Consider the following 20,952-nt stretch of genomic DNA (forward strand, 5'->3'; position numbering starts at 1 on the left):
ATTGGCATTGTATAATGTTAACATAGCCAAAAATAACCGTCAACGTTTTTTTGATTTTATGATATAATATCCTTTTTTCTTTTCTACAACTTCAACTTCAGAAAATACTTCCTCTAGTTTTTTCAGCGCAGATGGTGCACCTTGCTTCTTTTGAATAACAATCCACAGCTCTCCACCTGGAACTAAATACTCCACAGCCTTTTCTAAAATCTCATGCACGGTATCTTTACCCGCACGAATTGGAGGATTAGATAGAATAGCAGCATACTTGCCATCTACATTTTCATAGACGCTACTTTGAAAAATACGTACATTCTCGATTCTGTTATTAGCGGCATTTTCTTTTGCAAGCCCAAGTGCTCTTTCGTTCACATCCACCATGTGAACGTCACAACCTTGAAACTCTTTCGCTAACGACAAACCAATCGGACCGTATCCACAACCTACATCTAATATATCACCTTTAATATCTGGCATTTGAAACGCTTCAATTAAAAGACGGGAACCAAAGTCCACCTCGTTTTTCGAGAACACCCCATGGTCAGATACAAAAGTGAATTGAGATCCACGAAGTGTAAATTCCCATCGTTTACGATCACTTTTACTCGTAGGGTCGTTAGAAAAATAATGGTCTGCCATATGGCCACCTCTTTTCTTTACAGTTAAAAAAAAAGCTCGCATGAGAGCGAGCTTTTTTTAAGCATCAAAAGTTAATTACTTAACTTCTACAGCAGCGCCAACTTCTTCAAGTTTAGCTTTCATTTCTTCAGCTTCCTCTTTAGAAACGCCTTCTTTGATTGCTTTTGGAGTGTTGTCAACTAATTCTTTAGCTTCTTTTAAGCCAAGACCAGTGATTTCACGTACAGCTTTGATAACTTTGATTTTTTGAGCGCCAGCACTTGCAAGTACTACGTCAAACTCAGTTTTCTCAGCAGCAGCTTCACCAGCGCCACCAGCTACAGCTACAGGAGCAGCAGCAGTTACGCCGAATTCTTCCTCGATAGCTTTTACTAAGTCGTTAAGTTCTAATACAGTCATAGATTTAACTGCTTCAATGATTTGTTCTTTAGTCATTGTAAATATCCTCCCTTAAATAGGTTTGTATTGTTTTATAGATAACAAGTAATTATCTTTTAAAAAATTAAGCGCCTTGCTCTTCCTTTTGATCTGCAACTGCTTTAGTAGCAAGTGCAAGGTTACGGATTGGAGCTTGAAGAACGCTAAGAAGCATAGAAAGTAAGCCTTCACGTGATGGAAGAGTAGCAATAGCTTTAACCTCATCAAGTGTTACAAGTTTACCTTCAATTACACCAGCTTTAATTTCTAAAGCTTCATGTTTTGTAGCGAAGTCGTTTAATACTTTCGCAGGAGCAACTACATCCTCGTTACTGAACGCGATTGCGTTTGGTCCTGTTAAGAATTCGTTTAACTCAGCCATTTCAGCAGACTCTGCAGCACGACGAGTTAAAGAGTTTTTGTAAACTTTGAACTCAACGCCAGCTTCACGTAAGTTTTTACGTAATTCTGTTACTTCAGAAACTGTTAAACCACGGTAGTCAACAACGATTGTAGATTTACTTTCGCGAAGTTTTTCAGCGATTTCAGTTACAACTTGTTGTTTAGTTTCGATTACTTTGCTCATGTTATTACACCTCCTGTAGATTATATAGAAGATGTACCGAAAGTGCACTAAAAACCTCCATGCCCAACTTGTAGACATGGAGGCATATAGTCACAGAATAAAGATTCCGCTTCGTATATTAACACCTAGGTAGGAAATTAAGTCGAATCGACACCTACTGTCTACGGTACACTATTTAAATTCACAACATAAATGATTATATTAAAACTTCTTTATGAAGTCAACTTCCAATTTTTACGCAAGTGTAGAAACATCTACGCGTACGCCAGGTCCCATTGTAGAAGCAACAGTTGCGTTCTTCATGTAAGTACCTTTTGCAGCAGCTGGCTTAGCTTTTTGTAGCGTGTCAGCAATTGTTTTGAAGTTTTCTACTAGTTTAGCATCTTCGAAAGATACTTTACCGATTGGAACGTGGATGTTACCAGCTTTATCAACGCGGTATTCAACTTTACCAGCTTTGATTTCGTTAACAGCTTTAGTTACATCGAAAGTAACTGTTCCAGTTTTAGGGTTTGGCATTAAACCTTTAGGTCCTAATACGCGACCAAGTTTACCAACTTCACCCATCATGTCAGGAGTTGCTACTACTACATCGAAATCGAACCAACCTTGTTGGATTTTACCGATGTAATCAGTATCGCCTACGAATTCAGCGCCAGCAGCTTCAGCTTCTTTTGCTTTTTCGCCTTTAGCGAATACTAATACACGTTGTACTTTACCAGTACCGTGCGGAAGAACAACTGCACCACGAATTTGTTGGTCAGCTTTCTTAGGGTCAACACCTAAACGGAATGCAGCTTCTACAGTTGCATCAAATTTAGCTGTGTTTGTTTTCTTTACTAATTCTACTGCTTCTGTTGCAGAGTAAGCAGCTGCACGATCAACAAGCTTCGCAGCTTCTACGTACTTTTTACCTCTTTTAGCCATTTTTATTTCCTCCTCGAATGTGGTTTTAGCGGAATAACCTCCCACGTTTACGCCTTTTTTCCAGGGATACCCTGAGGATGCGCGCCATCCTTTTATTTAAAAAACGATAATCATTTACGATAATAAAGGTTGCGAATTGGAATTCCAGACCCGCAACCTTTTTTTAAAAACAAATCGAATTAGTCTTCGATAACGATGCCCATACTGCGTGCAGTACCTTCAACCATACGCATTGCAGCTTCTACACTAGCAGCGTTTAGGTCAGGCATTTTAGTTTCAGCGATTTCGCGTACTTTATCACGCTTAACAGTTGCCACTTTATTACGGTTTGGTTCACCAGAACCAGACTCGATACCAGCTACTTTCTTAAGAAGAACAGCAGCAGGAGGAGTTTTAGTAATGAAAGTGAATGAACGGTCCTCAAATACCGTAATTTCAACAGGGATGATAAGACCAGCTTGATCTGCTGTACGAGCGTTGAACTCTTTACAGAAGCCCATGATGTTAACACCTGCTTGTCCTAATGCTGGACCAACTGGTGGAGCTGGGTTAGCTTTACCTGCAGGAATTTGAAGTTTTACCATTTTAATTACCTTTTTAGCCACGAGACACACCTCCTTAAGTCCGTGATGTGGTCAATTGGACAGTGATTTGCCCTCCCACGTCATATTTTATCTGTAACGATAAAATCTTTCAAAAAACGTCTCCGATAACGAAGACGTACTGACTTAAAAGATATTATCACTTTTTACAATTCATTTCAAGTTTCATTTTATAATTTTTCAATTTGATGGAAGTCAAGTTCAACTGGAGTCTCGCGACCAAACATGTCTACAAGCACACTAACTTTCTTCTTCTCCACATCAATTTCTTCAATAGCACCTGTATAATCTGCGAATGGTCCTTCATTTACACGTACTGTCTCATGAAGTTCAAAGTCGAAATCAACCACTTCGTTGTCCATTCCCATATGCTTCATGATGGTAACAACTTCCTCTTCTAATAGAGGAGATGGTTTAGATCCAGAACCCGAAGAACCGACAAAACCTGTTACACCCGGTGTATTACGAACAACATACCAAGAGTCATCAGTCATGATTAGTTCTACTAATACGTAACCTGGGAACACTTTTCTTTTCATTAATTTTTCTTTACCGTTTTTCATTTCTACTTCTACTTCTTCCGGGACAACAACACGGAAAATTTTATCTTGCATACCCATTGATTCTACACGTTTCTCTAGGTTTGCTTTTACTTTATTTTCATATCCAGAATAAGTATGGACAACATACCAACTTTTTTCCATTCATTTAGGACGAGCGTCCTTCCCTCCCTGACGTACATTTTTTTGCGCAAATGAAAAAACCCGTTCACCGGGCTTTTACACAGTTCTTATAAATAACATTATATCATGGATAAGTGCTTCTTATTCAAGAATTAACCAAGAATTAACCGAATTAAAGAAGAAATGCCCATATCAACTACTGCGAAGAAAATCGCAAAGAAGACAACTGTAGCGATAACAGTCGCTGTTGAGCGGAGTAATTCATCTTTTTTAGGCCAACTTACTTTTTTCATTTCGCGACCTACATCGCCGAAAAAGTTCGTTAAACGCATCTGCGGGACCTCCAGTGTATTATTTCAATTATTTATTTTGTTTCCTTGTGAACTGTATGCTTATTGCATGTTTTACAAAACTTCTTTATCTCAAGTCGCTCTACTGAGCTCGTATCTTTCATCGTAGAGTAGTTTCGATTTTTACACTCTTCACATGAGAGTACAACTTTTTTCCTCATTAGTTACACCAACCTTGTAACATTATGTCCCTAAAAATGTATCATACAACAAAAGATAATGTCAATGTCATGACTTCCACTCTCTCTACAAAAAGAAAACAGGTGAATTATTTTACACCTGCGGTATTTACTACGAATTTAAAGTTGTACTCTCTCTCATCTCCATATATCTTTCCAATTTCCTTTTCACACGCTGTAATGCGTTATCAATGGATTTCACATGTCTGTTTAACTGTTCTGAAATCTCTTGATAGGAACGGCCATCTAAGTATAAAGAAAGTACTTTTCTTTCTAAATCGCTTAATAATTCAGATATTTTAGATTCTATGTCTGTATATTCTTCCTGACTAATAATCATTTCTTCAGGATCAGTCACTTTTGCTTCCGAAATAACATCTAATAGCGTTCGATCAGATTCCTCATCGTAAATCGGTTTATCTAATGACACATACGAATTTAATGGAATATGTTTTTGCCTTGTTGCTGTTTTAATAGCGGTAATAATTTGTCGAGTGATACACAGTTCAGCAAATGCTTTGAACGAAGACAGCTTGTCCTCTTTATAATCACGAATCGCCTTAAACAATCCAATCATACCTTCTTGAACAATATCTTCTCGATCGGCACCCACTAAGAAATAAGATCTTGATTTCGCACGAACAAAGTTCTTATATTTGTGAATTAAATATTCTAGAGCGTCAGTATTACCTTTTCGAACTAACTCAACGATTGCCTCATCCTCTAAATCACGAAATGTAACGTCGCCTACACTTACGAAGCCTGCTTCCACCTTGATCCCTCCGACCGCTATATATTTAGCAATATTATACAGTAAAAAGATAAAGAGCGTCAATGCTTCAACGCTCTCCTCTTCTTAATTTTTCTAATTTTTCTGTAATATCTTTACTAAATATCTTTCTCATGGCGGGTTGCTTGTCTTTCGTGTCTTTTGTACGCCTTCTTACTTGCTGCTCCATCGCTTGCACTTCTAACTCTAATTCACGCGCAGATTTCCGAAGTGCACCTTGCGCAAATACAACCCATTGCTCCGTATAATCTGAAGTTGCAACGTATATTTGTGTATTTATACTTCTAAGTTCAATCGCAAGTTGTTCTATCTTTTCATCTGCAGTTTGATTTTTTCTCGTGAATATTACTTCCACCCGCGATTGTTTCATCTTCTTTTCAATACCATGGACTGTATAGGCATCAAAGACAATCATTACTTTTGTACCTGTATAACCTTGATAATCCGCCATCTTATCAATAAGCGCGTCTCTTGATGATTGTAAATCTACATCCCGCAGTTTTTTCAAGTCTCCCCAAGCTCCGATAATGTTGTAACCGTCAACGATTAAAATATCGTTCATTTTTTATTTACCAATTTCGTGACGTTTACGATATACCTCATACATTAACAAACTTGCGGCTACTGAAGCATTTAAGGATGTAACTTTACCAACCATCGGTAAAGTAATTAGGAAATCACACTTTTCACCAATAATACGACTCATACCTTTCCCTTCACTACCGATTACTAATCCGATTGGCATTTTACCATCTAAATTACGGTAATCCGTTTTCCCTTTAGCATCTGTACCAGCAATCCAAAGTCCACGCTCTTTTAACTCATCAATTGTACGAGATAAATTTGTTACGCGTGCAACAGGAATATATTCAATTGCCCCAGTCGATGCTTTCGCAACTGACGCTGTAAGTCCCACTGCTCTTCTTTTCGGAATAATAATTCCATGAGCTCCCGTCGCATCAGCTGTACGCATAATAGAACCTAGGTTATGCGGATCTTCAATTTCATCTAAAATTAAGAAGAACGGCTCTTCGTTACGCTTCTCCGCTACTTTAAATAGATCTTCTAGCTCAGCATATTGATATGCAGCCACTTGAGCAATTACACCTTGATGGTTCCCCTCAACTAATTGATCTAACTTCTTTTTTGGTGCATGTTGTAAAATAATCTTATTTTCTTTCGCTAGTGCTAGTACAATTTGTACTTGTCCTTTGGCAGCACCTTCTGCGATCCAAATTTTATTAATATCTCTTCCTGATCGTAACGCTTCAATTACAGGGTTACGTCCGATAATATATTCACTACTCATGATGATGTGCCCCCTTCCTTTTCTTCTAAAACAGCAATTGCCTTATATACAATTTCGTCTAATCTTTCACGATTATTTAATAAGTGATGATAACCGATTAGAGCTTCCAAAGCTGTACTATATCGGTATGTTTGTACATCCGTATTCTTCGGAACAGTACCCGAATTCGCATTGCGCCCTCTTCTTAGTACCGCCTCTTCTTCCTCTGTCAAAAATGCCGTCTCTAATAAATGATAAACAACTTTCGCCTGTGCTTTTGCCGAAACAAAGCTCGTCCCTAAACGATGTAATTGATTAGGGCGAACTGTTCCTTTTTGAAGGAGGTGATAGCGGATATATTGTTCATATACCGCATCACCCATATATGCTAACGCTAAGCTGTTCAATTGCTTTGCATCAATCATTTTTATCCTCTTTTCCATCTTGTACCTTGAGCGGTATCTTCTAAAATAATATTACGTTCTTTTAAATCATCGCGAATTTGATCGGATAATGCGAAATCACGATTTTTACGAGCTTCAATACGCTTTTGGATAAGCGCCTCAATTTCTTCATCAAGTAACTCTTCTTGCGCTAATTCTAATCCTAAAATATCAAATAATGTTTCAAGTTGTTTCACGTATGCTCCAATTACAACTTTAGAAGTATGTTCTTCTAATAAATATTGATTTGCGTGATTTGCTACATTATATAATTCAGTAATCGCATTAGCCGTATTGAAATCATCATCCATTGCTTCTTCAAATGCAGCCTGGAATTTTTCCATTTCAGCTAACCATTTCTCATTATGCTCTGTTAAATCTGTACTACTTTCCATACGATGCTTTAAATTACCGTAAGCTGTTTTAATTCTTTCTAGCCCATTATTCGTACTTTGTAATAACTCTTCACTAAAGTTAATCGGATGACGGTAATGTACTGATAACATAAAGAATCTAATTAACTGCGGATCATATTGCTTAATGATATCGTGAACTAAAATGAAGTTTCCAAGTGACTTAGACATTTTCTCATTATCAATATTAATATATCCATTATGCATCCAGTAACGTGCAAATGTTTTTCCAGTCAATGCCTCAGACTGCGCAATTTCATTTTCATGATGAGGAAATGCCAAGTCTTGACCACCAGCATGAATATCAATTGTATCCCCCAAATATTTACGCGCCATCGCTGAGCATTCAATATGCCATCCTGGGCGTCCTTTCCCCCATGGGCTTTCCCAGAAGATTTCTCCTTCTTTCGCAGCCTTCCATAAAGCAAAGTCAAGAGGGTCTTGTTTCTTTTCTCCTACTTCAATACGTGCACCGTGACGTAAGTCTGCGATTGGTTGATGCGATAATTTGCCGTAACCCTCGAATTCTTTCGTTCTAAAGTACACATCACCTTCTGATTCATATGCATACCCTTTATTCACAAGTTCTTGAATAAATTCAATAATGATATCCATATTTTCCGTTACACGCGGATGAACCGTCGCATGTTTGCAACCCAGTGCCGTTACATCTTCAAAGTAAGCTTCAACAAAACGATCTGCAATTGTTGGTACATCTTCGCCTAATTCATTTGCAGCCTTAATTAATTTATCATCCACGTCAGTAAAGTTAGATACATACTGCACATCATATCCTTTATATTCTAAGTAACGGCGTACCGTATCAAATACCATAGGTGGTCTTGCATTCCCAATGTGAATGTAGTTATAAACTGTAGGTCCGCACACATACATCTTTACCTTATTTTCTTCTAGTGGAATAAACTCTTCTTTTTGACGCGTTAACGTATTATAAATGTGAATAGTCATTTTTATCCTTCCTTTCTACCTTTACTTCGAGTTGCTTTCTCAATTTATCAAGTTCTGCTTCCATAACCTTTAATTTATCAAAAATTGGGTCCGGAAGATCAGAATGATTTAATTCTTGACCAATCTTTACTCCATTTTGAATAACGACTCGGCCAGGTATGCCTACAACTGTAGAATGCGCAGGGACTTCTTTTAATACGACAGATCCTGCTCCAATTTTAGAGTTCTCTCCAACCGTAATCGAACCTAATACTTTAGCCCCTGTTGCAATTAATACATTATCCTGAATTGTAGGATGCCTCTTTCCTTTTTCTTTACCGGTACCACCTAATGTAACACCTTGATAAATTGTTACATTATCACCAATTTCACACGTTTCTCCAATCACAACTCCCATTCCATGATCAATGAAAAAACGACGACCAATAGTTGCTCCCGGATGGATCTCAATGCCAGTAAAAAAACGACTAACTTGTGAAATCCAGCGTGCAATAAAGAAAAAATTCCTTTTATAAAAAGCATGTGCAATTCGATGGGACCAAACTGCATGTAATCCAGAGTAAGTTAAAATGACTTCGAAATAACTTCGTGCCGCTGGATCCTGTTCAAAAACGACTCCAATATCTTCCCGAAGCCTCTTAAACATCGATGTTCCCTCCCCTTTATGGGCTGCTTTTTTCGAGTGAACTAACTCCCTTAACTCCCCACTTCCCCCTAAATCTTTATACAAGGAGATAAAACTTATACTCATACCCTATTTTGGTATAAAAAAAGACGCCTCTGTCATATCGACAGAGACGCCTTATAAGCGCGGTTCCACTCTGTTTAGGCTAAAGAAAGCCTCAAACTCATCCATGATAACGGTTTACACCGCTTCTGTTTACTTTGCGTCCAAAGACGTCCCGCGAAATAATTCGCTGTTCAACAGAAGACTCGAAGGGGCATTTCAAAAATCCGCTTATAAACCACTTCCAGCCTAAAGGTGGTTCTCTCTGTAAAAAGCCTGATTTTCTACTTCTCCTTCTCGTCGCTTTTCCTTATTAGGTTTTAAGTATACTTATTATATTTCTAAACCTAGAAAATGTTAACCAATTACTTTTTGGATGCGATTTAAAACTTTTTCTTTTCCAAGAAGAGCAATCGCATTAGGAAGTTCTGGACCATGCGTTTGTCCAGTAGTAGCAACACGGATTGGCATAAATAAGTTTTTACCTTTATGTCCTGTTTCTTTTTGAACCGCTTTAATAGAAGCTTTAACTGCTGCTGGCTCCAGCACTTCTAGAGCTTCTAATTGATCGGCAAATGCACGAAGTACTTCAGGCACTTGCTCACCTTTCAATACTTCTTGTCCTTCTTCTTCATGATCAACATGATCTTTAAAGAACATTTCAGAAAGCTCTACAATTTCAGCTCCAAAGCTCATTTGGTCATGATATAAAGCAATTACATCACGAACCCAAGCTTGTTCTTGTTCGCTTAAGTTTTCACCTACGCGACCAGCCTTCACTAAATGCGGTAAGCTTAGTTCAACAACCGTATCTAATTCTTGCTTTTTCATATATTGGTTGTTCATCCATTTTAGTTTTTGAGAATCAAATAATGCAGGTGATTTTGATAAACGAGCTGCATCAAACATTTTGATAAACTCATCTTGAGAGAAGATTTCTTCTTCTCCTACCGGCGACCAACCTAGTAGTGCAATAAAGTTAAAGATTGCTTCTGGAAGATATCCAAGCTCTTTATATTGCTCAATAAATTGAATAATAGATTCATCACGCTTACTTAACTTTTTACGGCTTTCATTTACAATTAAAGTCATATGACCGAATTGTGGGATATCCCAACCGAAAGCTTCGTAAATCATCATTTGTTTTGGCGTGTTTGAAATATGATCATCACCACGAAGTACGTGTGTAATTTCCATTAAGTGATCATCTACTGCTACCGCAAAGTTATAAGTTGGAATACCATCTTTTTTCACGATAACGAAATCGCCAAAATCATTTGAATGGAATGCCACTTCGTCTTTTACAATATCTTTAAACGTGTAGTCGCGATTAGCTGGTACACGGAAGCGAATACTTGGAATACGGCCTTCAGCCTCAAATCCTTTAGTTTGCTCCTCAGTTAAATCACGGTGGTTTCCTGCATAACGTGGTGTTTCACCACGAGCGATTTGACCTTCACGCTCTGCCTCTAGCTCTTCTTCTGTCATATAACATTTGTAAGCTAAACCACGCTCTAATAAATCTAGATATAATTTTTTATAAATATCTAAACGCTCTGTTTGACGATATGGTCCAAATTCACCACCAACATCAACACCTTCATCCCAGTCCATACCGAGCCATCTCAAATATTTTAATTGGCTTTCTTCTCCACCAGCAACATTACGTTTCACATCAGTATCTTCAATACGAATAATAAACTTGCCGTCTTGATGACGAGCAAATAAATAATTAAATAATGCCGTACGCGCATTTCCGATATGTAAGTGTCCTGTTGGACTTGGCGCATAGCGCACTCTCACTTGCTTTTCCATAATTGGTACACCTTCCAATCTTAATGTCAACACATTCTATAATTGTACACCAAAAAAATGTGATTATCCATCTTACGAATTAAAAACCATTATTTTTTCTGTAATAAAACAACCGCTTGAGAAGCAATTCCTTCTTCTCTACCTGTAAATCCTAATTTTTCTGTTGTTGTTGCCTTTACATTAATATTATCAATAGACGTTTCTAATAGTTCACTAATACGTTTACGCATGCTTTCAATATGCGGTGCCATTTTTGGCTTTTGTGCAATAATTGTACAATCAAGGTTCCCTAGCTCGTAACCTTGTTCACGCACAAATTCCCAAACCTTTTGTAACAATACAGCTGAATCTGCATCTTTAAAGGCAGGATCGGTATCAGGAAAATGCTTGCCAATATCCCCTGCTGCAATTGCTCCTAAACATGCGTCAGCAATCGTATGTAACAATACGTCAGCATCCGAGTGACCAATTAATCCTTTCTCATGAGGAATTGTAATTCCACCGATAATTAACGGTCTACCTTCCGCAAATTCATGTACATCAAAACCTTGTCCAATTCGAAACATTCTTTACATCCTCCTCAAGCTAAACTACTGAGCTTTATGCCTCTATATTATATCGCTATCCCTATAAAGAAAAGCCCGGCCGTTGCCGAGCTTTTCTTTACTATGATACCATCACTTCTATTTCTTCTGAACATGAAGGAAACTTTCAGCAATTAATAAATCCTCTGGGGTTGTCACTTTAATATTATAGTAACTCCCATCTACTACACCTACTTGCTTTCCGATACGTTCTACGAGACTTGCATCATCTGTACCAAGGAAACAACTCTGTTTTGCACTTCTATGAGCTTCTAATAAAAGAGGAACAGAGAATCCTTGCGGTGTTTGAACAGCTTTAAGCAGAGAACGTTCTATCGTTTCAACAACAACATTCTGTTCTACTTTCTTAACTGTATCCTTCACTGGTACCGCACAAATGGAAGCACCATGTTTTTCTGCCGAAGTTAATACATCTTGAACCATTTTATTCGTTACGAACGGGCGCGCACCATCGTGTACAAGAACATATCCAACTCCGCTCACATGATGAAGCGCATTATATACGCTATCTTGTCTTTCAACCCCGCCTTGAATAAATTGCACCTGTTTTTCAACCGGGTACTTCTGCATTAACTCCTCAAAATATGGACGTTCCTCTTCGTTAATTGCCATAATAATACTTTTACACGCTTTATCTTTTTCAAAAGCACGTAATGTATGTACAATGATCGGTACTTCATTTATAAGTAAGAACAACTTATTTTTGCCAGCACCCATTCGTTTTCCTTGACCCGCTGCTGGAATAATTAATGTATACATATTAATAATCCTCTACTTATAATGCTTTTTCTAATAATTTACGTTTTGCGAAAATCATACGACCAGCGGATGTTTGCAACACACTCGTAACAAGTACATTGAGTTGCGAACCAACATATTCTCTACCATCTTCTACTACAATCATCGTGCCATCATCTAAGTATGCAACACCCTGATTTTGCTCTTTACCATCTTTCACAACATAAACACTTAGTTCTTCGCCAGGGAGTACAACTGGTTTAATTGCATTTGCTAAATCGTTAATGTTTAACACTGTTACTCCTTGTAATTCAGAAACTTTGTTTAAGTTGAAATCATTTGTTACAACAGTTCCACCAGTGACTTTCGCTAACTTTACAAGCTTGCTATCCACTTCTTGGATATCCTCAAAATCGCCTTCATAAATTTCTACCGGAATTGGCATCTCTTTTTGAATACGATTTAAAATGTCTAATCCTCTTCGGCCACGATTACGCTTTAACGCATCAGAAGAATCGGCAATATGCTGTAGCTCTTCTAATACGAATTGTGGAATCACAATTGTTCCTTCTAAAAACTTCGTTTGGCAAATATCAGCAATACGTCCATCAATAATTACACTCGTATCGAGAATTTTCCAATGAGCTGTAGATTTTTCTACCTCTGCCTCTTCGTTCTCACTATTGTTTTTCTTCTTACCTCCGCGTTGGGGTAATGTAAATAATCCTAACAATTCATTTCTCTTTTTAAACCCTACTTGGAATCCTAAATAACCAAGTAAAAGGGTAAAGAACACTTGTAATACTGTACTAATGACTGGAATCGTGAATTCACGAATTGGTATTAAAATTAAATATGCAACAATAAGACCAGAGATCAATCCTAATGTACCAAATAAAACATCTGCTACAGGTGCCTTTACAAGGGCTTCTTCGATATGCTTAATAAGTTGGACAATATAATCTACAAGCCAAAATGTTGTTAAAAATAAAATAATTGCACCAATAATCGCACGAACATACGATCCCTCGAGCCATGGAACAGCACCGATGTCCAATACATTAATAACTTTTGGGATAAAGAAAATCCCTAATGCTCCCCCGATTACTAAAAAGAAGAGCTGTACGATCCGTTTTAACATCCAACCACCTCCTACTCATTATTAACCATTGTTTCGCTAATCAAAACGCCGAATGCAAAAGCGGATGTGTTTTTTTGTAAATAGTTTTATTTACCAATATACCATATCATATACCAAAAGTGTTCTAGTGTCGTTATATTATGGAATCAATGTAATATTCTTAATTGTGTCTACTCATGTAGAGATGCTCTTGAATTCTTTTTAAACCTTCTCGTATTTTCTTCGCCCTGACTTCTCCAATTCCTTCCACATCGTCCAATTCATTAATAGTTGCACGACAGACACCTTGTAACGTTTTAAATCGATTAATTAAATTTTCAATGATAAGTGGTGGAACACGAGAAATTTTACTTGTGATTCGGTATCCTCTTGGTGTCACGCTTGCTTCTAAGCTCGTTTGTCCTGGATAGCCAAGCAATTTAACTAAATCGCTATCCTCTAGAAGTTGTGTATTTGCAAGATCTTGTAACTTTTTCAAAATTTGATGGTGATCTTGCGTTTTTTCTTGATAATAGTCTTTAATTAATAACGCTGCCTCTGCTTCTAAGTCGGCTAGTAATTCTGTAAGCTGTAAACGAATTAACCTTCCTTCTGTTCCTAACTCATGAATATAGCTCAATATTTCATTTTTAATACGCAGTACCATTTCAACACTATGTAAAACATGAACGACCTCAGACATTGTAACGACCTCTTCAAATTCTAGAATGCCCAAATTCGTAATACCATCATTCCATACAGCTTTATATTTTTCTAACGTTTGAATAGCTTGATTTGCCTTCGTTAAAATAACACCTATATCCTTTAGTGTATAACGTAAGCTCCCTTGATATAGTGTAATTACGTTACGTCTTTGTGAAATAGCCACAACAAGGCTGCCCGTCTGCTTGGCTACACGCTCTGCCGTTCGGTGACGCATACCTGTTTCAATAGAATCAATGGCTGATTCTGGAACTAATTGTGCATTTGCAATTAAAATTTTACTCCCAGTTTCATTTAAAATAAGTGCCCCATCCATTTTTGCTAATTCATATAAACTAGCAGGTGAGAATGCACAATTAATGTGAAACCCTCCATCAACAATACTTTTAATCTGCTCATTATACCCAAGAACAATTAGTCCCCCTGTTTGCGCACGAAGTACGTTATCTATCCCTTCGCGCAGTGGTGTTCCTGGGGCAACGAGCTGTAGAATGTTAATCATACTTTTGACACGTTGCTTGTTTTCCTCCATAGCCTAGCCTCCTAATGTCAAACGAAGCGCTTCTCCTAAATTAGAAACACCCACTACCTCAATCCCATCCGGAATTGTCCATCCCCCTAAATTTTTTCTAGGAATAATAGCACGTTGAAATCCTAATTTCGCTGCTTCTTGTACACGTTGTTCAATTCTTGATACTCTTCTTATTTCTCCAGTTAGTCCTACTTCTCCTATTACCGCGTCAGTTGGTGCAGTAGATTTATCCCTGAAACTTGAAGCGATACTTAATGCGACAGCTAAATCAATTGCTGGTTCATCTAATTTCAAACCACCTGCGACTTTTAAATACGCATCTTGATTTTGCAACAATAAACCTGTTCTTTTTTCTAGTACTGCCATAATAAGTGAAACGCGGTTATGATCAATTCCCGTCGCCATTCTTCGAGGATTTCCAAAACTAGTAGGGGAGATTAATGCTTGTATTTCTACTAAAACCGGTCTTGTTCCTTCCATTGAAGCAACCACTGTGGATCCTGCGACTCCAACCGGCCTTTCCTCAAGGAAAATTTCAGAAGGGTTTAAGACTTCCGCAAGACCGAGTTCCTTCATTTCAAAGATACCCATTTCATTCGTGGAACCAAAACGGTTCTTAACAGCCCGCAAAATACGATATGTATGGTGGCGATCTCCTTCAAAGTAAAGAACTGCATCAACCATATGTTCTAACATACGCGGTCCTGCAATTGCACCCTCTTTTGTCACATGTCCGACGATAAAAATAGGGATCCCCTTTGTCTTTGCAAGTTTCATTAGTTCTGCTGTACATTCACGTACTTGTGCCACACTTCCAGGAGCTGACGTCACTTCGGGTAAATGTATCGTTTGAATAGAGTCAATAACAACAAAAGCTGGATTCATCTCTTCAATATGTGCTGCAATTCGCTGTAAGTCAGTCTCTGATACAACGAATAAATTACTACCCTTTACATGCAAACGATCTGCACGAAGTTTTATCTGCTTTGCCGACTCCTCACCCGATATATATAGTACATCATATGAAGAATCTGCTAATTGCGATGAAATCTGTAATAGCAATGTTGATTTCCCAATCCCAGGGTCTCCACCAATGAGTACTAAAGATCCATCTACAATGCCGCCACCAAGTACACGGTTAAACTCCTGAAATTTCGTTTCAATACGCGCCTCAGACTTTGTTTCTACTTCTGTTAGGCGTCTTGGTTTTGTTACTTCTGATTGAATTGCATTTGCATAATTAAGGCGCCTTGATGATACAACTGGTTCCATCTCTTCAACAAGCGTATTCCATTGACCACATCCAGGACATTTCCCCATATATTTTGGTGACTGATAACCACATTCTTGACATGTAAATTTTGTTTTCTTTTTAGCCATATCTTTTTATAGTTCACTTCACTTTCATCTATAAACGTTTATCCTTCTCGTACAAGAAAGAGGGCTATCGCGTAGCCCTCTTTGTTTGTCTATACTTATTTTACCTTTTCCGCACTATGAATGACAAATGATTCTCCTTCTACATCAAAGATAACTTTTTGTCCTTTCTCAATAGCACCTTTTAAAAGCTCTTCTGATAGTCTATCTTCTACATGTTTCTGAATTGCTCTACGAAGCGGACGAGCACCGTACTCACGATCAAATCCTTTATCAGCAATTGCTGAAATTGCTCCTTCTGTTAAGTGCAATTCAATTTCTTGTTCTTTTAAGCGATTCACTAACTGATTCACCATAAGTGTTACAATCTCTTGAATATGTTTTTTCTCAAGCATATGGAACACGATAATTTCATCAATACGGTTTAAGAATTCTGGACGAAACGCCTTTTTCAGTTCATCCATTACTTTACCTTTCATATCTGAATAATCGCGACTCTCATCTTGTACGTTAAATCCAAGATGTTTATTACGTTTTAACGCCTCTGCACCAACATTAGACGTCATAATAACAATTGTATTACGGAAATCAACTGTACGCCCTTTAGAATCTGTTAAACGACCATCTTCTAATACTTGTAGTAAAATATTAAACACATCAGGGTGAGCTTTCTCTACTTCATCTAATAGGACAACTGAATATGGCTTACGACGAACTTTCTCTGTTAATTGTCCACCTTCTTCATATCCAACATATCCTGGAGGAGATCCAACTAAACGAGAAGTAGAATGCTTCTCCATGTACTCAGACATATCGATGCGGATCATTGCATCCTCATCACCGAACATAGATTCCGCTAATGCCCTTGCTAGTTCCGTTTTACCTACACCAGTCGGCCCTAAGAAAATAAATGAGCCAATTGGGCGTTTCGGGTCTTTTAATCCCGCTCTCGCACGACGAACAGCTTTTGCCACAGCTACGACTGCTTCTTCCTGCCCAATTAAACGATCGTGTAAAATTGATTCTAAGTTTAATAATTTATCCGTCTCTGTTTGTGCAAGTTTAGAAACCGGAATACGTGTCCATGTGGAAACGACATTTGCAATATCTTCTACTGTTACTTCTGAGTTTTCTTTTCCTTGTTGCTCTTTCCACTGACGCTTTGTATCTTCTAACTTTTCACGTAAACGTTGTTCCATATCACGTAAGGAAGCAGCTTTTTCAAATTCTTGGCTTTGTACAGCTGCATCTTTTTCTTTTCGAATTTCCTCAAGCTTCACTTCAAGCTCTTTTAAGTTTGGCGGTGTTGTATAAGAACGTAAGCGCACTTTTGATGCAGCCTCATCAATTAAATCGATTGCTTTATCAGGTAAGAAACGGTCTGTAATGTAACGATCTGAAAGTTTTACAGCCGCATCTATTGCGTCGTCTGTAATAGATACGCGGTGATGCGCCTCATAACGGTCACGTAAACCTTTTAAAATTTGAATTGATTCTTCTAAGTTTGGTTCATCAACATGAATTGGTTGGAAACGTCTTTCTAATGCCGCATCTTTTTCAATATATTTGCGATACTCATCTAAAGTTGTTGCACCAATACATTGTAATTCACCACGTGCTAAAGATGGTTTTAAAATATTCGATGCATCAATTGCACCTTCCGCCCCTCCTGCACCAATTAACGTATGAAGCTCATCAATAAATAGAATAATGTTACCAGCTTGGCGAATCTCATCCATCACTTTCTTTAAACGATCCTCAAATTCACCACGATATTTTGTACCAGCAACAACTGTACCCATATCTAATGTCATAACACGCTTATCTCTTAACGTTTCAGGAACTTCATTATTTACAATTTGTTGCGCTAACCCTTCTGCAATTGCCGTTTTACCTACACCAGGCTCTCCAATTAACACTGGATTGTTTTTTGTTCTACGACTTAACACTTCAATTACGCGCTGAATTTCTTTACTACGTCCAATAACAGGATCTAGTCTGCTTTCACGTGCAACAACTGTTAAATCACGTGCTAAACTGTCAAGTGTAGGTGTATTCGCATTTGTTGATGAACCACCTTGATGACCTGAACTAGCTTCATTACTTCCAAGGAGTTGTAACACTTGTTGTCTTGCTTTATTTAGGCTTACACCTAAATTATTTAAAACACGTGCTGCTACACCTTCACCTTCACGGATTAAACCAAGTAAAATATGTTCTGTTCCAACGTAGGAATGGCCCAATTTACGAGCTTCGTCCATAGACAACTCAATAACTTTTTTAGCACGAGGTGTGTAATGTACTGTTTGAGAAGCTTCCGTTCCACGTCCAATTAATGCTTCTACCTCTTTTTGAACTTTCTCTGGACTTAATCCAAGAGCAATTAACGCTTTTGCTGCAATTCCTTCACCTTCGCGTACAAGCCCAAGTAAAATATGTTCTGTTCCAATATTATTATGCCCAATGCGAATTGCTTCCTCTTGAGATAAAGCTAATACTTTCTGTGCTCGTTCTGTAAATCTTCCAAACATCATAGAAATCGCCTCCTACTTGCGCTTAGTTTTGTTCAATACGTAATCGCTCACGGATTAAGGTTGCTCTTCGATAATCTCTTTCTTCTGGTCCTAAAGGTCCTCCTGCATATTGTTGTAAAATGCCTGGCTGAGTAAGAACCATTAATTCAGTCAAAATATTTCTCGATATACCTTGTATATATCCTAGGTCAATACCAAGTCGTACATCTGATAAGCAAGTGGCTGCTTCCGCAGATTGAATTAAACGACTGTTAGCTAGTATGCCGTAAGAACGATATACTTTATCTTCAAGCTCAATACTTGAATTTTGTACAATTAATTCTCTAGCCATTTTTTCTTGTTGTATGATTTGTTGGATGACACTCTTTAAATCTGCAATAATATCTTCTTCTGATTTCCCTAGTGTCATTTGATTTGACACTTGAAATATATTACCTAACGCTTCGCTACCTTCACCGTATATTCCTCTTACTACTAGCCCTAATTTTTGAATTACTTGTATAATACGGTTAATTCTTTTCGTTAAAACCAGTCCCGGTAAATGAATCATTACCGAAGCCCTTAATCCTGTACCGACGTTAGTGGGACAACTCGTAATATATCCAAGCGATTCATCAAAAGCATATTCAACCTCTTCCTCGATCCAATTATCTATTTGATTGGCACTTTGAAGCGCCTCTGATAACTGTAATCCTGAAAATAGGCACTGAATCCTAACATGATCTTCTTCATTAAGCATGATACTTATATGTTCACTTTCTGATAGTAGGCATGCTCCGTATTCTGCTCCTGCAAGATTTGGACTAATTAAATGCTTCTCAACTAAAACTCTCCTTTGAAGAGGATTTAATTCATTCATTTTTAATAGTTCAAACTTCCCAAAAGGTTCTACCGGTTTATTTACAAACTTCTTCTTAAATAATTCATGAATCTGTTTAGCTTCTTCCTCGTTTTGCATAGTAGAGAATTGATATTTTTTTAAATTACGAGCCAAACGAATTCGACTACTTAAAACAATATCAGAATCAGGGCCATCCCCCTTCATCCATGGACTAATCGCTTCATTCATAATTCTGTCCAGTGACATAGAACTATTCCCCCTCTCTATGCTCACTAAGCTGATTTTCAAGAGCTCGAATTTTATCTCGTATTTCAGCTGCTTTCTCAAATTCCTCTTTCTGTACATATTGTTTCAGATTGAGTTTTAGTTCATCTAATTCTTTCTTTAAGTAGATATTTCCTTCTATACGTTCTGGAATTTTTCCACAATGATCTGTATGCCCACCATGAAGACGCTTTAATAGTGGCTTTAAATGTTCCTTAAAGGTGTCATAACAAGATGCACACCCAAAGCGTCCCACTTTTGTAAACTGTTCATATGTCATCTTACAATTGGGGCATCTTAATATACTTGCATTTGAAAATGTATTCTGTCCTTCTTCAAACATTGCTGGTTCACCATGTAATAATCCAGCTAATAGATCGTGAAACGAAAAATTAGACTGCGGTGATTGAAAGAAAGACGTATAGCCACTTTGTTCTGCACACTCCTCACAAAGATGAACTTCCGCCTTTTTCTCGTTGATTACTTTTGTATAATGTAAAGTTGCTGGTCTTATATTACAGTTTTGACAAGTCATCGCTATCCCCACCTTTACAACAGGAACGATCTATCTCATGATACTTTTCATACATTACTAGATTGTTCTCTTTCCTTAATCCATTTAATAAAAGTACATGTTATCTTTCAAAATCTCTACAATATTAAACTGCACTATCTTAGTTATCATTCTTAACAAAAGTTATATTTATTTATATTTCAGTGTTCTTAACATTGCGCATAATATTCGAGCCCTAAGTTCATCTCGAGAAGGAACATCCATTAATAATACAGAACGATCTAGTACGCTTAACATAAGTTTAGCTTCACGATTTGTTATAATACCCTCTTCTATTAAACGTATAATCATGCTTTCTGCATTCCCTTGTGCAACGCTATGATCAATCATATGAAGCATTTGATCAATAATGTCTATATCGTCATGCAGTTTGACTTTTATAATGCGAATGTAACCTCCTCCACCTCGTTTACTTTCTACTACGAATCCTCTTTCTAACGTAAAACGGGTATTGATTACATAGTTGATTTGAGATGGCACACAATCGAATCGATCTGCGATCTCATTCCTCTTGATTTCAATCACATTATTATTGCTTAAGTCAATAACTTGCTTTAGATATTTCTCAATGATATCAGATATATTTCTCATTTATCCGCCACCTTTATTGACTTTGACTATCTTTGACTTTAATTATATACGTATTAAAAAAATTTGCAACTCTTTTGCTTATTCACTATCCTAGCCACATTTCTCAATCTTTAATCAAAAGAGTGATTCTTTAAATAAAGATTTTTTAAATTACTATGAATTATAAAAGAAAACACAAAAAAACACGAGTCAAAAGACTCGTGTTTTAGTTGCTTGGCGACGTCC

General features: G+C 37.5%; 24 protein-coding genes and 2 other annotated features. All 24 genes read right to left on the minus strand.

What is annotated here, in order from left to right; all coding sequences use genetic code 11:
- Nucleotides 1-39 precede the first annotated feature (39 nt).
- The gene (locus U860_RS0118110) at nucleotides 40-639 is read right to left on the minus strand and encodes a class I SAM-dependent methyltransferase (RefSeq protein ID WP_025149629.1); all 600 of its coding nucleotides are present in this window, start codon (nucleotides 637-639) and stop codon (nucleotides 40-42) included.
- Nucleotides 640-714: 75 nt separating this feature from the next.
- Nucleotides 715-1,074: a 50S ribosomal protein L7/L12 gene (gene rplL, locus U860_RS0118115; protein WP_000159737.1), complete on the minus strand. Its 360-nt coding sequence runs from the start codon at nucleotides 1,072-1,074 to the stop codon at nucleotides 715-717.
- A 67-nt stretch (nucleotides 1,075-1,141) separates the two neighbouring features.
- On the minus strand, nucleotides 1,142-1,642 hold the full coding sequence (rplJ, locus tag U860_RS0118120) for a 50S ribosomal protein L10 (protein ID WP_000048723.1): 501 nt from the start codon (nucleotides 1,640-1,642) through the stop codon (nucleotides 1,142-1,144).
- A gap of 39 nt (nucleotides 1,643-1,681) precedes the next feature.
- Nucleotides 1,682-1,827 (minus strand) — a sequence feature (ribosomal protein L10 leader region).
- 49 nt (nucleotides 1,828-1,876) lie between these two features.
- Nucleotides 1,877-2,569, minus strand: coding sequence for a 50S ribosomal protein L1 (rplA, locus tag U860_RS0118125; RefSeq protein ID WP_002175435.1), 693 nt, complete (start codon nucleotides 2,567-2,569; stop codon nucleotides 1,877-1,879).
- A gap of 179 nt (nucleotides 2,570-2,748) precedes the next feature.
- Nucleotides 2,749-3,174, minus strand: coding sequence for a 50S ribosomal protein L11 (gene rplK / locus U860_RS0118130; RefSeq protein ID WP_001085872.1), 426 nt, complete (start codon nucleotides 3,172-3,174; stop codon nucleotides 2,749-2,751).
- Between the two features lie 167 nt (nucleotides 3,175-3,341).
- Nucleotides 3,342-3,875: a transcription termination/antitermination protein NusG gene (gene nusG / locus U860_RS0118135; RefSeq protein WP_000415794.1), complete on the minus strand. Its 534-nt coding sequence runs from the start codon at nucleotides 3,873-3,875 to the stop codon at nucleotides 3,342-3,344.
- Nucleotides 3,876-4,006: 131 nt separating this feature from the next.
- Nucleotides 4,007-4,186 carry a preprotein translocase subunit SecE gene (gene secE, locus U860_RS0118140; protein WP_001241321.1) on the minus strand — a complete coding sequence of 60 codons (180 nt, stop codon included), beginning with the start codon at nucleotides 4,184-4,186 and terminating at the stop codon, nucleotides 4,007-4,009.
- A gap of 32 nt (nucleotides 4,187-4,218) precedes the next feature.
- Complete coding sequence (gene rpmG, locus U860_RS33650; RefSeq protein ID WP_012260172.1) at nucleotides 4,219-4,365, minus strand: 50S ribosomal protein L33; 147 nt, start codon at nucleotides 4,363-4,365, stop codon at nucleotides 4,219-4,221.
- A 130-nt stretch (nucleotides 4,366-4,495) separates the two neighbouring features.
- Nucleotides 4,496-5,155, minus strand: a complete 660-nt coding sequence (locus tag U860_RS0118145) for an RNA polymerase sporulation sigma factor SigH (protein WP_000387198.1) — start codon at nucleotides 5,153-5,155, stop codon at nucleotides 4,496-4,498.
- Between the two features lie 67 nt (nucleotides 5,156-5,222).
- Nucleotides 5,223-5,735: an NYN domain-containing protein gene (locus U860_RS0118150; RefSeq protein WP_002175437.1), complete on the minus strand. Its 513-nt coding sequence runs from the start codon at nucleotides 5,733-5,735 to the stop codon at nucleotides 5,223-5,225.
- A 3-nt stretch (nucleotides 5,736-5,738) separates the two neighbouring features.
- The gene (gene rlmB, locus U860_RS0118155) at nucleotides 5,739-6,482 is read right to left on the minus strand and encodes a 23S rRNA (guanosine(2251)-2'-O)-methyltransferase RlmB (protein ID WP_025149630.1); all 744 of its coding nucleotides are present in this window, start codon (nucleotides 6,480-6,482) and stop codon (nucleotides 5,739-5,741) included.
- On the minus strand, nucleotides 6,479-6,886 hold the full coding sequence (locus tag U860_RS0118160; RefSeq protein WP_025149631.1) for a Mini-ribonuclease 3: 408 nt from the start codon (nucleotides 6,884-6,886) through the stop codon (nucleotides 6,479-6,481). The genes rlmB and U860_RS0118160 overlap by 4 nt, the downstream gene beginning before the upstream one ends.
- Nucleotides 6,887-6,888: 2 nt before the next feature.
- Nucleotides 6,889-8,286, minus strand: a complete 1,398-nt coding sequence (gene cysS, locus U860_RS0118165; RefSeq protein WP_025149632.1) for a cysteine--tRNA ligase — start codon at nucleotides 8,284-8,286, stop codon at nucleotides 6,889-6,891.
- Nucleotides 8,267-8,932 carry a serine O-acetyltransferase gene (cysE, locus tag U860_RS0118170; protein WP_000476504.1) on the minus strand — a complete coding sequence of 222 codons (666 nt, stop codon included), beginning with the start codon at nucleotides 8,930-8,932 and terminating at the stop codon, nucleotides 8,267-8,269. The genes cysS and cysE overlap by 20 nt, the downstream gene beginning before the upstream one ends.
- Nucleotides 8,933-9,076: 144 nt before the next feature.
- Nucleotides 9,077-9,323 (minus strand) — a binding site (T-box leader).
- 47 nt (nucleotides 9,324-9,370) lie between these two features.
- Nucleotides 9,371-10,828: a glutamate--tRNA ligase gene (gene gltX, locus U860_RS0118175; RefSeq protein ID WP_025149633.1), complete on the minus strand. Its 1,458-nt coding sequence runs from the start codon at nucleotides 10,826-10,828 to the stop codon at nucleotides 9,371-9,373.
- Nucleotides 10,829-10,917: 89 nt separating this feature from the next.
- Complete coding sequence (gene ispF / locus U860_RS0118180) at nucleotides 10,918-11,394, minus strand: 2-C-methyl-D-erythritol 2,4-cyclodiphosphate synthase (protein ID WP_000488386.1); 477 nt, start codon at nucleotides 11,392-11,394, stop codon at nucleotides 10,918-10,920.
- A 117-nt stretch (nucleotides 11,395-11,511) separates the two neighbouring features.
- Nucleotides 11,512-12,192, minus strand: coding sequence for a 2-C-methyl-D-erythritol 4-phosphate cytidylyltransferase (gene ispD, locus U860_RS0118185; RefSeq protein ID WP_025149634.1), 681 nt, complete (start codon nucleotides 12,190-12,192; stop codon nucleotides 11,512-11,514).
- A 16-nt stretch (nucleotides 12,193-12,208) separates the two neighbouring features.
- Nucleotides 12,209-13,312 carry a PIN/TRAM domain-containing protein gene (locus tag U860_RS0118190; protein WP_002175443.1) on the minus strand — a complete coding sequence of 368 codons (1,104 nt, stop codon included), beginning with the start codon at nucleotides 13,310-13,312 and terminating at the stop codon, nucleotides 12,209-12,211.
- 160 nt (nucleotides 13,313-13,472) lie between these two features.
- The gene (gene disA, locus U860_RS0118195; protein WP_025149635.1) at nucleotides 13,473-14,546 is read right to left on the minus strand and encodes a DNA integrity scanning diadenylate cyclase DisA; all 1,074 of its coding nucleotides are present in this window, start codon (nucleotides 14,544-14,546) and stop codon (nucleotides 13,473-13,475) included.
- 3 nt (nucleotides 14,547-14,549) lie between these two features.
- A complete protein-coding gene (radA, locus tag U860_RS0118200; RefSeq protein ID WP_025149636.1) occupies nucleotides 14,550-15,926 on the minus strand; it encodes a DNA repair protein RadA in 1,377 nt (458 codons plus the stop codon).
- Nucleotides 15,927-16,021: 95 nt separating this feature from the next.
- Entirely contained in the window at nucleotides 16,022-18,457 is a 2,436-nt protein-coding gene (gene clpC / locus U860_RS0118205) for an ATP-dependent protease ATP-binding subunit ClpC (protein ID WP_025149637.1), read from the minus strand.
- 22 nt (nucleotides 18,458-18,479) lie between these two features.
- Nucleotides 18,480-19,544: a protein arginine kinase gene (locus U860_RS0118210; RefSeq protein WP_025149638.1), complete on the minus strand. Its 1,065-nt coding sequence runs from the start codon at nucleotides 19,542-19,544 to the stop codon at nucleotides 18,480-18,482.
- Between the two features lie 4 nt (nucleotides 19,545-19,548).
- Complete coding sequence (locus tag U860_RS0118215; protein ID WP_025149639.1) at nucleotides 19,549-20,097, minus strand: UvrB/UvrC motif-containing protein; 549 nt, start codon at nucleotides 20,095-20,097, stop codon at nucleotides 19,549-19,551.
- A gap of 168 nt (nucleotides 20,098-20,265) precedes the next feature.
- Nucleotides 20,266-20,727 carry a transcriptional regulator CtsR gene (gene ctsR / locus U860_RS0118220; RefSeq protein ID WP_002115277.1) on the minus strand — a complete coding sequence of 154 codons (462 nt, stop codon included), beginning with the start codon at nucleotides 20,725-20,727 and terminating at the stop codon, nucleotides 20,266-20,268.
- Nucleotides 20,728-20,952: the final 225 nt, after the last annotated feature.

The sequence above is a fragment of the Bacillus sp. H1a genome (assembly GCF_000633475.1).
Classification (GTDB): Bacteria; Bacillota; Bacilli; order Bacillales; family Bacillaceae_G; genus Bacillus_A; species Bacillus_A paramycoides.